The organism is Kribbella sp. NPDC023855, from assembly GCF_040639475.1.
Classification (GTDB): domain Bacteria; phylum Actinomycetota; class Actinomycetes; order Propionibacteriales; family Kribbellaceae; genus Kribbella.
The window spans coordinates 95,282-108,160 of the sequence record NZ_JBFAAA010000004.1 but is presented as its reverse complement, the minus strand read 5'-3'; the positions used below and the strand labels follow the sequence as shown (position 1 = coordinate 108,160).

Below are 12,879 nucleotides of genomic sequence, written 5' to 3'. Positions count from 1 at the left end.
GCAAGGAGATCAACTCCTTGCCACTCGTCGTTTCAGAGCCTCGTCTCAGGCCAGCCGGCTGACGGCGACCTTCGCCAGCGACTCCATCGTCTGGCCGGCCGGGCCCCAGGTGCCGGTGACGTGCATGATGCCGAAGTTGTTGCCCTTCGAGAAGACGATCACGCCGCCGTCCGCGCGCTTGGAGTCGCCGGTGTAGGACAACGCCCAGGTCGCAGTACCGGTGCCGACCGGCGAGGACGTGGTCTTGCCGTAGTGGAAGTCCCAGTCGGACTTGCTGCCCTGGCACTGCCCGATCGCCTCGTCGACCAGCGTCTTGGCGTAGCCCTTGGCCTCGGCCGGCGTCTTCGCCTGGGCGATCGACTCGGACAGCCCCTGGTTGGCGTTGCGCCGACTCGACCAGGAGACCGTGACCGGCTTGGCGGAGCCCTGCAGAACGGCGGTCCACGGGTTGCCTTCACCCAGGCACGAGGAGAAGTCGTCGTTGCGGTTCAGGACCACCTTCGCGGTGTCCAGCGGTACCTCGATCGAGACCAGGTCCTCGCTCTGCAGCAACTGGCTCGATCCGATCGGGAGCACGGTGTCTCCCGGGTCGGCCTGCGCGGTCTTGGTGGGACCCGAGCCCAGTCCCAGACCCGCCGAGGCCGCGGTCGCTGCCGCGCCGGCGACCGTGACTAGGACGAGGGTACGGATCGGACGCCGGGCGATCTTCGTGCTGGTGGTTCCGGTCGCGCTGGGCATGAGATTTCCTCTCTGGTCGTGCTCCTGGTGAGCACGGCGGTTGCTTTGTCACCACCAGAGAGGGGCAGGTGCGCGGTTTTGTTGGGTACGACTTTTTCGGGCGTCAGCCGAGGCGGAGTGCCGCCGCACGACTCAGGGCTACCAGCTGCTGGTACGCCCCCTTGCCGGCGACCACACAGGCCGGCTCGTCGCCTTCGCTCGAACACCAGTTGATGGCCAGTACGCCGACATGGGTGCCGCGCCGCAGTACCGCCATTCCGCCGTTGATCTTCTCGCCCTTGGGAGCGCGTCCGGTGGTGTTCAGTTCGCCGGAGACCTGTCCGAGCCAACTGGCGGCGGTGGCCGGATCGAGCTGTTCGCTGTGAGTCGGCCCGTAGACCCACTGACCGGCGGCGGCCTTCTGACAGGCCTCGAGCTTGCGCAGCACCTTCCTGGCGACCTGCGCGGCCTCATCCTCGTCGCGGGCGGCGATCGCCTGCTCGTAGGCGACGACGGTGCCGCCTTCCCAGACCCGCTGGACCGGCGGCCCGCTCAGCGCGATGGCGTCCAGCGTCTCGTTCTTCTGACAGCCCACGATCTCCAGGCGGACGTCCGAAGCTTGCGCGGTCAGGGTCAGGCCGACCTTGCGGAAATCGGCCACGTCCAGCATGTTCGCAGCGGTGACCGGTCCGCCGTCCGGAGTACTGGGGGCCGGTGTCGGGCGCGGTGACGCTGACTTGCTGGTAGCCGTGGTGATCGGGGTTTTCCCGGTTGTCTGGTTGTCGTTGCCCCCGCCGGCCCCGCGATCAGGCAGGACGACCGCGCCCACCAGCGTCCCGAGCGTCGCGGCGACGCCGAGCACCAACCCCGCAGTACGCGATCGCATGGCTAGCGCACGCCGCGGAGCCGCAGCCGCGGCTCCATGAACTTGCGGGCCTGGTGGATCCGGTCTTTGACTGTGCCCAGCTTGGTCTCGGTCAGTTCGGCGATCTCGTTGTAGCTCATCTCACCCAGGTCGCGCAGGATGAACGACTCGACCAGCACGGGATGCGACTGCTCCAGCTCGTCCAGGGCGTCGAGCAAGTCGAGGCGGGTCCCGGCGATCACGCTGGTGGTGCGCGGGTCGGGCGCGTCCGGCACGGCTCCCACCCCGCTGAGAGCGTCCGCCCGGTCCCGCAGCGATCGGTAGGTGGCCCGGGCGGCGTTGGAGGTGATCACGGTGACCCAGCCCAGGAAGGAGCCACGTCCGGCGTACGACGTGATCTTGCGGCTGATGATCAGGAGTGCTTCCTGAGCGGCGTCCTCGGCGTCGGCGTGATGGGGCAGGAACCGGGTGCACCGGCGCACCACCATCGGGCGGATCCGGAGCAGCACCTCGTCGAGGGCCTCCCGGTCGCCCTGCCTGGCCGCCTCGACCAGCTCGTCCAGTGCACCGTCGTCATCCAGCACGCCCGTCGTCCTCCCTCGATCCCCCGGTCACGGGCTCCCCAGGATGACCTGGGAGCACCCCGCGATACGTCACAATGAGCAGGATGAAACATATCGGCCGCTACCGACTCGACCACCGGGTCGGCTCCGGGGCGTTCGCCACGGTCTGGAAAGGATACGACCCCGAACTCGACACGGCCGTGGCGGTGAAGGTCCTCGCCGACAACTGGGTGCTGCACGCCGATGTCCGGGAGCGATTCCTCAGCGAAGCGCGGCTGCTGCGCCGGATCGAGAGCCGGCGGGTGGTCCGGGTCCACGACGTCGGAGTGGACGACAACCGGCCGTACTTCGTCATGGACTACGTCAACGGCGGGACGCTGGCCGAGTGCGTGGGCCAGGTGGAACCAGCCGAGGCGTTGCGTCTCGCGGCCGAAGCGGCGGAAGCGGTGCAGGTGCTGCACGAAGCCGGCTTCATCCACCGCGACATCAAGCCCAGCAACCTTCTGCTGGACAAGACCAGCGAGCCCGCCCGAGTGCTGGTCGCCGACCTGGGCAGCGTCAAGCGGCTCGCGGACGCCACCGGGTACACCGTCAACACCGGCACCCCTGCCTACATGGCGCCGGAGCAGACCGGCGGGATCGGTACGTTCGACGGTCGCGCCGACGTGTACTCCCTCGCCGTGGTCACCTGGGAGCTGCTGACCGGTGACCGGCCGGCGCCGGACCTGAGTACGTCGAGCGGGCGCAGCGCGAATTGGCGGCCACAGCGCCGTCCTGTTGCCGAGATCGACGGCGTCAGCCCGCGCGTGGTCGACGTACTGACGACGGCGCTCGACCCCGATCCCGACACGCGGCCCCAGGACGCCCAGACCTTCGCTCGCGAGTTGCTCGCGGCAAACGACGCTGCCGCTCCCCCACAACCATCCGATTGGCCGGCTCCGTTGGTGTGGACCGCGGCCCTGGCCGTCTTCGGACTCGCCACCCTCACCGCCTGGCTGGTCCTCTGACCTCATCGGCGTCGCCGCGCCGCCCTCTGGGTACTGGTACGGCGTCGAAAGAAGGTGGTTCTGATGTACGACGTTGTCGTGCTGGTGGAACAAGAGGTCAGCGTGCCGGACGCCGACCGGTTGGTGGAGCTCTACGCGAGCGCGCCGGAGCCGGTCAAGTTTCACCTGATCGTTCCGTGCGAAGACGCGAGCGCCCGGGTCGAGGCCTCGCTGGCCAGCCTCGCCAGTACGGAACTGACCGGGATCGCGGCCGAACGCTACTCGCTCCAGTCGGACGAAGAGGCGCGCAAGGCCTCCCAGCAAGCGCAACACGCCATCGACGCCCAGGCCACCGCCGCGCTCGATCGCAGCCTTGACCGCTTGCGCTCGTTGGGTCCGGAAGCGGACGGGTGGATCACTCACCGGCATCCTGTGGACGAGCTCGTCGACCACATCAAACTGGTGAACGGCCAGGAGGTCGTTGTCCTCACCCGCCCCCACGTCGTCACCGAACTGCTCCACATCGACTGGTCCGCCCAGGCCCGCCGCCACCTCGGCGTACCGGTCCTTCACCTGCTCGAACAGCACCAGGACAACCCACTGGATCCCAGCCCCTGAACGGCAACGTAGTGTTCCTCCGGCACGCCGAGCCGAGGGGAACCATCGTGACGACCGCAGACTTCACCCAGATGTCCGGCCTGGAAGTGATGCAGTGGGTGCAGAAGCACAGCCCCACCGACTTCCCGTCCATTGGCCGCCTGCTCGGGATGCGCTTCGACGAGGTCGAGCACGGCCGCATCGTCATCTCCCTCGACACCCGGCCGGACTTCGCCAATCCGCTGGGCGCGGTCCACGGCGGGATCGCGGCGACCCTCCTCGACTCCGCTCTCGGTTGCGCGGTGCACACGACTCTGCCGGCCGGTGTCGGCTTCACCACCTTGGAACTCAAGGTGAACTACATCCGCACCGCCCGCACCGACGGCCAAACCCTCACCGCGACGGGTACGGTCATCCACGCGGGCCGTCGTACCGCAACGGCCGAGGGCAGAGTCCTCGACGACCAGGGAAAGCTGATCGCCCACGCCACCACCACCTGCATGATCCTCTGACGGCTCCGATCTTCGGGGTGACGGCCTCGTTTTACCGCTCGAGTTTTGCGCCCGTCGCGTAGCTCTCCAAGAGATTGGCGAGTTCGGTCGGGTGGCTGAGGGCGACGCAGTGGCTGCCGGGGATTTCGTCCGGGACGATGCCAAGGCGGTCGGGGACCAGCCGGCGGAAGAAGTCGGGTGGGAAGAAGCGGTCCTCGCTGCAGAGGATGAACTTCGTCGGTACGTCGGGCCACGCGTCCAACGGCCACGGCGCTGCGGACGCCGTACTGGACGGATGCGCGCGCTCCCGGCTCAACGCTTCCTTGGCCAGCTGCCGCGGTACGTCGTGGTAGAAGCTCACGTAGGGATCCTTGTTGCCCGTTAGGCCCCCGTCGCGTGCGGACTGCTCGGCCACTGCCGCCTGGTAACCGGTGTTGGCCCACCAGTCGTCCGGCGACTCGCCCGGTGCCGGGATCATGCCGGCCAGCAGGACCAGTACGTCGGCAGACAGCCGATCGGCGACCAGCGACGCGGTGAACGCACCGAACGACTGACCCACGACGACCAGGTCCTGCCTTCCGTCGACGGCATCGACCACGGCGTCGGCGTAGTCCGTCAGGGTGTGCGACTCGTCGTCGCCCGGAAGATCGGGAGCCAGCACCTCGTGCCCACGGGCCCGGAGTTCGGCCTCCACCAGGTGCCACGACCAACCGACGTCGCCACCGCCGTGGATCAACACAAAGGTGCTCATCGCCCATCTCCTCGTGTGAAACGCCAGCAAGTGGCGGTGAATCCGTCTTCTTTGCCGAAGGCAAACACCTGGGCCGGCTCGACCACGTGCGGCCGTCCGTCCGGGTCGGTGGTCGCCACCAGGTAGTCGCCCGCCTCGGCCACCCGCGTCTGGACGTCCACCCAGCCCAGGTCTGTGAAGGGCGTGGCGCGCGGACTGGACAGCGGCTCCGGAGTCGGCTCCAAGGTCGTCATGCCACGACGCTATGGCCATCCTTGGATCGAGAAAAGCGATGATCTCCGATCAACTCGATCCCCTCAGCCGATCACTAGACCCTCCGCAAGATGGGTGCTGGCACCGATGGTCCCGGCCGGTCCCGTCGGCCATGGTTGAAGACAGGACCCCCTGAGAGGACGGATTTCTGTGACCACCGTGGCTCGCTCCCCCAACCTGACCGCGCCCGAGGCCCGGCGCCGGCTGGCCCATGAACGCAACTCCCGGCTGACCCAGCTGAGTGCCATCGAAGCCGGCGCGGCCCTTGCCGACAAGGAACTCAGCTCGGCTCAGGCGGCCGCTATCCGGCGAGTTCTGACCGAGATCGACGCAGCCGAGGGCCGTGTTGCCGACGGCACCTACGGCGCCTGCCAGAGCTGTGGCACCGGCATCCCGGTCGAACGGCTCGAGATCCTGCCCTACACCCGGTACTGCGTCGGTTGCCAGCAGAAGTCCTGAGGGTTCTGCCCGTCTTGGAGAGGTGATGTGTTGAGCTACACGTTCGCCACCGTCGACGAAGGGCGCCTGACTCCCGGGGACGTGACCGCGCTGCGGGCCGCCCTCCAGGACGAGCGCAAGTTCCGTCGCGAGCAACTCGACGGCCTCGCCGAGCTCCTGCCGCTTCACCGCAGTCTCTCCCGCGACCAGGACACGCTGGCCCGCGAAGAGGTGCTGACCGCGCTCGCGACCGCCGCCCAAGCAGTCCTCGTCGAAGTCGACGCCGCCCTCAGGCGGGTCGAAACCGGCCACTACGGCAACTGCCACCTCTGCGACCGCCCGATCCCCGTACGCCGGTTGCGCATCCTCCCCCACGCCCGCTACTGCGGCCCCTGCCACCAACTCAAAGAAGGGATCTCGTGACGTCACTGGGCCGGGCGATTCCGCAACGGCGACGCGGCACCTGGTGGGCCACCCAGCGGTCGAGCGGCATCGCGATCGACCTGGGCAGCGCCCGCACTCGAGCATGGATGCCCGACACAGGGCTGACCGTCGACGCAGCCACGGCCGCCCCTGCGGGCATGAGCGGCATCCGACGTCCGGTGCAGCGCGGTGTCGTCGTCGACCTGCCCGGAGCCAGCCGATGCCTCGATCATCTTCTCGGTCGCCGAGCAGGTCTCGGTCGGTACTCGACGGTCGTCCTGATCACTCCGCTTCTCTGCGCCGACCCGCACCGCAGTACGGCCATCGCGACTCTGGAGGTGCTCGACGCGCGCAGCATCGTGACCATCGCGAGCGTGAAGGCCGCCGCGCTCGGAGCTCGCGCCGACCTGATTCGGCCTTTGCTGGTGGTGGACGTCGGGGCCGGGCTGACCGAGGTGGGTCTGCTGGTGGACGGTCAGGTAGCGCAGGGCTGCCGGCTCGAACTGGGCACTTCCGATCTTGGCGCTGGTACGAGCATTGCCGGGCTGGTGGAGTCGATCGTGGGAGCGGTGACCGACCTGCTGCGCCTCGACTGCGGAGTACAGGTCGTCGATGCTCTGGACCGTGGGGTGCTGCTCACCGGAGGTGGTGCGCTGCGACCTGAGATCACGTACCGGTTGTCCAAACAGTTGCACGCCTCGGTGCGGCCGGCTGCCGCCCCACAGGTCGCCGCTCTCCGCGGCGCCGGCCTCGTCCTGGGCGCTGCCCGGCGGCACCCCGGCGGGGCCAAGGGCGGATAGTGGGCAGAGGTGTGATCGAGGAAGGCGACGGTATCGATGGCGTTGTTCTGGCGGATCTTCGGGCTCAATGCGCTCGTGCTCGGCGCGGCCACGGCGTTACTGCTGTGGGCGCCGGTGACGGTGTCAGTACCGGTTGCCCTGGCTGAGGCTGTGGTCCTGATCGTCGGCCTAGGGGTGATGCTGGTGGCCAACGCCGTCTTGCTGCGCGTGGGCCTGGCACCGTTGGAGCGCGTGACCCGGCGGATGGCCACGGTTGATCTGCTTCGCCCGGGACAGCGGCTGTCAGTGGCCGGCCACGGAGGTGTTCCGGATCTGGTCCGGGCGTTCAACGACATGCTCGGCCGGCTGGAGGATGAGCGAGCCACCAGCAGCGCGCGAGCCCTGTCGGCACAGGAGAGCGAGCGGCGCCGCATCGCGCAGGAGCTCCACGACGAGGTCGGCCAAAGCATGACCGCAGTCCTGCTCGAGCTGAAACGGGCCGCCGACCACACGACCGATCCGGCTCTGCGAGCCGACCTGCAGCATGCCCAGGAGACGACTCGCGGGAGCCTGGACGACGTACGCCGACTCGCGCGGCGGCTGCGGCCCGGCGTACTGGAAGATCTCGGGCTGATCAGTGCGCTGACGACCCTTACCACTGATCTGTCCACACACACCGGACTGGCCGTCGATCGCCGCTTCGACTCCGACCTGCCGAAGCTGGATCAGCAAGCAGAACTAGTGCTCTACCGCGTCACCCAAGAAGGACTGACCAACGTCGCCCGGCATGCCGAGGCCACCGAGGTCGCGGTGAGCCTCTTCCGCGACGGCGACCACCTCCGGTTGGTCATCAGCGACAACGGCCACGGGATCGGGCTCGCCCACGAGGGCGCCGGCATCCGCGGCATGCGCGAACGCGCCCTGCTGATCGGCGCGAAACTGGAACTCGAGCCATCGCCCCAAGGTGGCGTCCAAGTGAGCCTGTCCGTCCCTCTGTCCCGCAACAGCCGATGACCACACCGATCCGGATCCTGCTCGCCGACGACCACGCGCTGGTACGCCGCGGAGTCCGCCTCATCCTCGACAGCGAACCCGACCTGACCGTGGTCGCCGAGGTCGGCGACGGCGCGGAAGCGATCGCCGCGGCCCGCACCCAGGACTTCGACCTGGCCATTCTCGACGTCGCGATGCCCCGAATGACCGGCCTGCAAGCCGCCCGCGAACTGTCCGTCCTCCGCCCCGAACTGCGCATCCTCATGCTCTCGATGTACGACGACCTGCAGTACTTCTTCCAGGCCCTCCGATCCGGAGCATCCGGCTACGTCTTGAAGTCGGTCGCCGACCGCGACCTGGTAGCAGCCTGCCGAGCCGCGATGCGCGGCGAACCGTTCCTCTACCCCGGCGCGGTCACCGCCCTCATCCGCGACTACCTCGACCGCGTACGCCGCGGCGAAGGCGTGCCGGAACAGGTCTTGACCGCCCGCGAGGAGGAGGTGCTCAAACTCGTCGCCGAAGGCCACTCCTCCAAAGAAATCGGCGAACTCCTCTTCATCAGCGTCAAAACCGTCGAACGCCACCGCGCCAACATGCTCCAAAAACTAGGCCTCCGCGACCGGCTGGACCTCACCCGCTACGCCATCCGAGCCGGCCTGATCGAACCCTGAAGCAGTGACCCAGCGCCACCATGAAGCTCGCAAAGCATTCCGGGATCATGTTCATGGGCTACCAGACCCGCCCCACCACCACCGGGTCCATCCACCTGTCCGGCAAGCTTCCCGAAAACGCACCGATCATCGACGCACGTTTCCTCGAGGATGAAGGCGATCGCAAGGCGACCGCCACGATCTTGAACACCGCACGCAGCGTCTTCAGCCAGGGCCCGATCGCTGACTACATCCTGGACGAGGAGTACCCCGGGCCTGCGGTCTCCACCCCAGAGCAGGTGCTCCGGTACTCCCTCGACACCGGCGCAGGCATCTTCCACGCGGTCGGATCGGCAGCCATGGGCCCAGACGAAGAGGATGTCGTTGATTCGCGACTCCGGGTCCGCGGGGTCGACGGTCTGCGGATCGCCGACGCTTCGGTCCTGCCTGTCCAGGTGTCCGGCAACACCGCCGCACCGACGATGGCGGTCGGATGGATCGCCGGAGACTATGTCCTCGAGGAGGCATGACCATGATCGATCAGCTCTCTCCGGTCGACAGTCCTCATCTGTATCCATCGGTGCGGCTCCGCCATAGAGATCAGCGCCTACGGATCCATCCGCCGAGCCGCTACTGCATGCGCTGCCACTACGTCATCGAGACACCCCAGTGAGCGGTCCACCGAGGCCTGCGTGGCCGCTGTCGGTGATTACTCGGGACAGCGGAGCGCTTGCCGATGCCCGGCAAACATGGCCGGTTGCCGGTGCCGGTAGCGGCCCTGGCCAGCGACGACTCCGAGGGACATGGTGGTTTCGGATGGGGCAGCGATGGCCACCACACGGACCGGTCGTACTGCCCACAGGTAGGCAAGGAGGTCTTAGTGACGCATCTCGGACAGGTTGTCTCGCCGAACGACCAGCACGAACAGCGAGTCCGCAGTGGGGATGCCTTTCGCGCAAGGCTGGAACAACATCGACGGTTTCGGATCGAGCAACTCAAAGGCCTCGAGGGCGACAGGTTGGCCGGCAACGACGCCACCGACGCCGTGACCTCGGATCTGGTGACGGCAGCCTCGGCTGCCTTGCAGGACATCGTCGCGGCGTTGCATCGCATCGAGGATGGATGTTTCGGGATTTGCCAGCAATGCGGTGAGGTCATCGCTCTGGACCGTCTGACTGCGTTGCCCATGGCCAGCCTGTGCATGGACTGCCAGTATGCGAAGGAGATGAGAGGCCCGCTGCCTGCGGATATCGTTGACGTTTGGGGCTATGGCTCATTCCCAGCTAGCGACCCACCGGCGAACTGGTGAAGCGGCAACGTGGCATCACCCGGATGCACGGAACCGACGATGCTGACTCACTCACGGACCAGCTGACACATATCACCACTCACAGAGAGCGGATACGGTCACAGACCGGGCGTGGCCAGCCGAGGGCGGCACTTGCAGAAGGACGCCGTCCGCTGGGTAAGGTCGTGGTGAAGTGGCTGACCAGCACGGATCACAAGCTGATCGGTGACTTGTACCTGATCACCTCGTTCGCGTTCTTCCTGATCGGCGGCCTGATGGCGCTGCTGATCCGCGCCGAGCTGGCCAAACCGGGCCTGCAGATCGTCAACGAAGAGGTCTACAACCAACTCTTCACCATGCACGGCACCATCATGCTGCTGCTCTTCGCGACACCGCTGTTCGTCGGCTTCGCCAACGTGATCATGCCGGTCCAGATCGGCGCACCGGACGTCGCGTTCCCCCGCCTCAACATGTTCAGCTACTGGCTCTTCCTGTTCGGGGGGCTGATCGCGTTCAGCGGGTTTCTGACGCCCGGTGGCGCCGCCGACTTCGGCTGGACTGGCTACGCGCCGCTGTCCGACGCGATCCGCTCACCGGGCGTCGGCGGTGACCTGTGGATCATGGGTCTGTGGATGGCCGGCCTGGGCACCATCTTGGGCGCGGTCAACTTCATCACCACCATCATCTGCCTCCGGGCACCGGGCATGACGATGTTCCGGATGCCGATCTTCACCTGGAACATCCTGGTCACGTCGATCCTGGTCCTGATCGCGTTCCCGATCCTGGCCGGCGCGCTGCTGATGCTGGAGGCGGACAGACTCCTCGGGGCGCACGTCTTCGACGCGGCTAATGGCGGGCCCCTGCTGTGGCAGCACCTGTTCTGGTTCTTCGGCCATCCCGAGGTCTACATCATCGCGCTGCCGTTCTTCGGCATCATCACCGAGATCCTCCCGGTCTTCAGCCGCAAGCCCGTCTTCGGCTACATCGGACTCGTCGGCGCGACGCTCGCGATCGCTGCACTGTCCGCCACCGTGTGGGCACACCACATGTTCGCCACCGGCGCGGTCAGCCTGCCGTTCTTCTCCTTCATGTCCTTCATGATCGCCGTGCCGACAGGGGTGAAGTTCTTCAACTGGATCGGCACCATGTGGGGCGGATCCATCTCCTTCGACACCCCTATGCTGTGGTCGGTTGGCTTCCTCACCACGTTCCTGTTCGGCGGCCTGACTGGGGTGATCCTCGCCTCGCCCGTTCTGGACTACCACGTCACCGACACGTACTTCGTGGTCGCGCACTTCCACTACGTCGTCTTCGGCACGGTCGTGTTCGCGATGTTCGCCGGCTTCTACTTCTGGTGGCCCAAGATGACCGGCCGGATGCTCGACGAGAAGCTCGGCAAGCTGCACTTCTGGCTGCTGTTCCTCGGCTTCCACACCACCTTCCTGGTCCAGCACTGGCTGGGTGTCGAGGGCATGCCGCGGCGCTACGCGTCGTACGGGGCAAACGAAGGCTTCACCACCCTGAACCAGGTGTCCAGCATCGGCGCCTTCATCCTCGGCGCCTCAACGCTGCCGTTCCTCTACAACGTCTACAAGTCGCGCAAGTCGCCGCTGGTCGGCGTCGACGAGCCCTGGGGCTGGGGACGCTCGCTGGAGTGGGCGACCAGTTCGCCGCCACCGCGACACAACTTCATCGAACTGCCCCGGATCCGGTCCGAGAGCCCTGCTTTCGACCTGCACCACCCGGACGTCGCGATGGCGGAGTACCCGGACAGCGGCGCACCCCGCGACAACCTAGTCGACGCCGGCGAAGACCAGGGCCGATTGGAAAACCTGGAAGAGGACGTCGAACAACAACACCCCAAGGCACCCGGCCACGACGGCGATCCCACCGAGTGACTCCAGCTCGGCAAAGCTCTGCCAGGCTGAAACTCGTCGGCTAACCCTTATCGCGGGTGCGGTCGGTCAGCGCAGGGCTTCCGTCTTGTCCGTGAGGTTCGTCAGCACGTCTTGGTAGGCCTTCTCGAAGGTGGCTATGCCGTTCTCCTCCAGGGTGCGACCCACGGCATTCATGTCAACGCCGGCTGCCGCCAAGCGGTCCAGGAACTGGGCGGCCTGCGGCACACCGCTGTCGACAGTCCGCGCCATCGTGCCGTGATCCTCGAACGCAGCGATGGTTGCTTCAGGCAATGTCGTGACCGTGTCGGGGCCGATGAGCTCCTCGACATAGCGGGTGTCGCGGTCCTCGGGGTTCTTGGTTGACGTCGAGGCCCACAGCGGCCGCTGGATATCTGCACCCAGGCGGGCGAGCCGGTGCCAGCGGTCAGTGGCGAACTGCTGGGTGAACAACCGGTAGGCCAGCTTGGCCTGCGCGACCGCGGCTTGGCCGCGCAGAGCGAGCGCCGCATCGGTGCCGAGCGCCTCGAGTCGCTGGTCGACCTCGACATCGACCCGGCTGACGAAGAACGAAGCGACGCTGGAGATCGTCGAAGGGTCTCCTCCGTTGGAGGTGAAGGCCTCCAAGCCGGACAGGTAGGCATCGATGATCTCGGCGTAGCGGGGCAGCGAGAACAACAGCGTGACGTTGATGCTGCAGCCCTCGGCTGTCAGAGCCTCGACCGCGGTGACGCCTTCGGAGGTGGCCGGAATCTTCACGAGCAGGTTCGGCCGCTTGATCCGGCGGCGCAGCCACCGCGCGGCCGCGATCGTGGCGGCCGCATCGTGAGCCAGCTCGGGAGATACCTCCACGGACACGAACCCATCGACGCAGTCGCCACCGTCGAAGACCGGACGCAGTATGTCGAGGACTTGGCAGGCGTCGGAGATGACCAACTCCCAGTAGGCCTCTTCCACCGACTTTCCGGTCGCCATCAGCGCCGAGAACTGTTCGTCGTAGTCGTCCGAACCCGAGATGCTCCGGGCGAAGATCGACGGATTCGCGGTGACGCCGCGGACCCCGTCGTCGACCATGCGCGCCAGGGTTCCGTTTCGCAGGGAGGCCCGGGTGAGATTGTCCAGCCACGGGCTCTGACCGTAGTAGCTGTAGAGGTGTTCGAGCTTGGCCATCGCGTTCCTGGTTTCCCTGGC

General features: G+C 67.0%; 17 protein-coding genes. 11 read left to right on the top strand and 6 right to left on the bottom strand.

Annotated elements, in window-relative coordinates:
- Nucleotides 1-45 precede the first annotated feature (45 nt).
- The 3 genes from AB0F51_RS15860 to AB0F51_RS15850 form a co-directional block, all read right to left on the bottom strand.
- On the bottom strand, nt 46-738 hold the full coding sequence (locus AB0F51_RS15860; RefSeq protein ID WP_360280043.1) for a hypothetical protein: 693 nt from the start codon (nt 736-738) through the stop codon (nt 46-48).
- 103 nt (nt 739-841) lie between these two features.
- Nucleotides 842-1,603, bottom strand: coding sequence for a hypothetical protein (locus AB0F51_RS15855; RefSeq protein WP_360280040.1), 762 nt, complete (start codon nt 1,601-1,603; stop codon nt 842-844).
- 2 nt (nt 1,604-1,605) lie between these two features.
- Nucleotides 1,606-2,166, bottom strand: coding sequence for an RNA polymerase sigma factor (locus tag AB0F51_RS15850; protein WP_360280037.1), 561 nt, complete (start codon nt 2,164-2,166; stop codon nt 1,606-1,608).
- 83 nt (nt 2,167-2,249) lie between these two features.
- On the opposite strand from AB0F51_RS15850, the gene AB0F51_RS15845 reads away from it, so the two are divergent.
- From AB0F51_RS15845 to AB0F51_RS15835, 3 genes are all read left to right on the top strand, one after another.
- A complete protein-coding gene (locus AB0F51_RS15845; RefSeq protein ID WP_360280035.1) occupies nt 2,250-3,152 on the top strand; it encodes a serine/threonine-protein kinase in 903 nt (300 codons plus the stop codon).
- Between the two features lie 63 nt (nt 3,153-3,215).
- A complete protein-coding gene (locus AB0F51_RS15840; protein ID WP_360280032.1) occupies nt 3,216-3,749 on the top strand; it encodes a hypothetical protein in 534 nt (177 codons plus the stop codon).
- A gap of 47 nt (nt 3,750-3,796) precedes the next feature.
- On the top strand, nt 3,797-4,240 hold the full coding sequence (locus AB0F51_RS15835) for a PaaI family thioesterase (RefSeq protein ID WP_360280029.1): 444 nt from the start codon (nt 3,797-3,799) through the stop codon (nt 4,238-4,240).
- Nucleotides 4,241-4,271: 31 nt separating this feature from the next.
- Here the strand turns inward: AB0F51_RS15835 and AB0F51_RS15830 are convergent, their stop codons facing one another.
- Nucleotides 4,272-4,970: an alpha/beta hydrolase gene (locus tag AB0F51_RS15830; RefSeq protein WP_360280027.1), complete on the bottom strand. Its 699-nt coding sequence runs from the start codon at nt 4,968-4,970 to the stop codon at nt 4,272-4,274.
- Nucleotides 4,967-5,203: a hypothetical protein gene (locus AB0F51_RS15825; protein WP_360280025.1), complete on the bottom strand. Its 237-nt coding sequence runs from the start codon at nt 5,201-5,203 to the stop codon at nt 4,967-4,969. Before AB0F51_RS15825 ends, AB0F51_RS15830 begins: the two co-directional genes overlap by 4 nt.
- Before the next feature lie 169 nt (nt 5,204-5,372).
- On the opposite strand from AB0F51_RS15825, the gene AB0F51_RS15820 reads away from it, so the two are divergent.
- The 8 genes from AB0F51_RS15820 to ctaD all read left to right on the top strand — a co-directional run bounded on the left by AB0F51_RS15820 (nt 5,373) and on the right by ctaD (nt 11,691).
- The gene (locus AB0F51_RS15820; RefSeq protein WP_360280023.1) at nt 5,373-5,681 is read left to right on the top strand and encodes a TraR/DksA C4-type zinc finger protein; all 309 of its coding nucleotides are present in this window, start codon (nt 5,373-5,375) and stop codon (nt 5,679-5,681) included.
- Between the two features lie 30 nt (nt 5,682-5,711).
- Nucleotides 5,712-6,083: a TraR/DksA C4-type zinc finger protein gene (locus tag AB0F51_RS15815; RefSeq protein ID WP_360280020.1), complete on the top strand. Its 372-nt coding sequence runs from the start codon at nt 5,712-5,714 to the stop codon at nt 6,081-6,083.
- Complete coding sequence (locus AB0F51_RS15810; RefSeq protein ID WP_360280018.1) at nt 6,080-6,883, top strand: rod shape-determining protein; 804 nt, start codon at nt 6,080-6,082, stop codon at nt 6,881-6,883. The genes AB0F51_RS15815 and AB0F51_RS15810 overlap by 4 nt, the downstream gene beginning before the upstream one ends.
- A 36-nt stretch (nt 6,884-6,919) precedes the next feature.
- Nucleotides 6,920-7,876: a HAMP domain-containing sensor histidine kinase gene (locus AB0F51_RS15805; RefSeq protein WP_360280015.1), complete on the top strand. Its 957-nt coding sequence runs from the start codon at nt 6,920-6,922 to the stop codon at nt 7,874-7,876.
- Nucleotides 7,873-8,526 carry a response regulator transcription factor gene (locus AB0F51_RS15800; RefSeq protein WP_360280012.1) on the top strand — a complete coding sequence of 218 codons (654 nt, stop codon included), beginning with the start codon at nt 7,873-7,875 and terminating at the stop codon, nt 8,524-8,526. The genes AB0F51_RS15805 and AB0F51_RS15800 overlap by 4 nt, the downstream gene beginning before the upstream one ends.
- A 20-nt stretch (nt 8,527-8,546) precedes the next feature.
- On the top strand, nt 8,547-9,035 hold the full coding sequence (locus tag AB0F51_RS15795) for a GMC family oxidoreductase (protein ID WP_360280009.1): 489 nt from the start codon (nt 8,547-8,549) through the stop codon (nt 9,033-9,035).
- A 350-nt stretch (nt 9,036-9,385) separates the two neighbouring features.
- Nucleotides 9,386-9,814, top strand: a complete 429-nt coding sequence (locus AB0F51_RS15790; RefSeq protein ID WP_360280006.1) for a TraR/DksA family transcriptional regulator — start codon at nt 9,386-9,388, stop codon at nt 9,812-9,814.
- 152 nt (nt 9,815-9,966) lie between these two features.
- Entirely contained in the window at nt 9,967-11,691 is a 1,725-nt protein-coding gene (ctaD, locus tag AB0F51_RS15785; RefSeq protein WP_360281542.1) for a cytochrome c oxidase subunit I, read from the top strand.
- 66 nt (nt 11,692-11,757) lie between these two features.
- Here ctaD and tal read toward each other — a convergent pair whose 3' ends face one another.
- Nucleotides 11,758-12,858: a transaldolase gene (gene tal, locus AB0F51_RS15780; RefSeq protein ID WP_360280003.1), complete on the bottom strand. Its 1,101-nt coding sequence runs from the start codon at nt 12,856-12,858 to the stop codon at nt 11,758-11,760.
- Nucleotides 12,859-12,879: the final 21 nt, after the last annotated feature.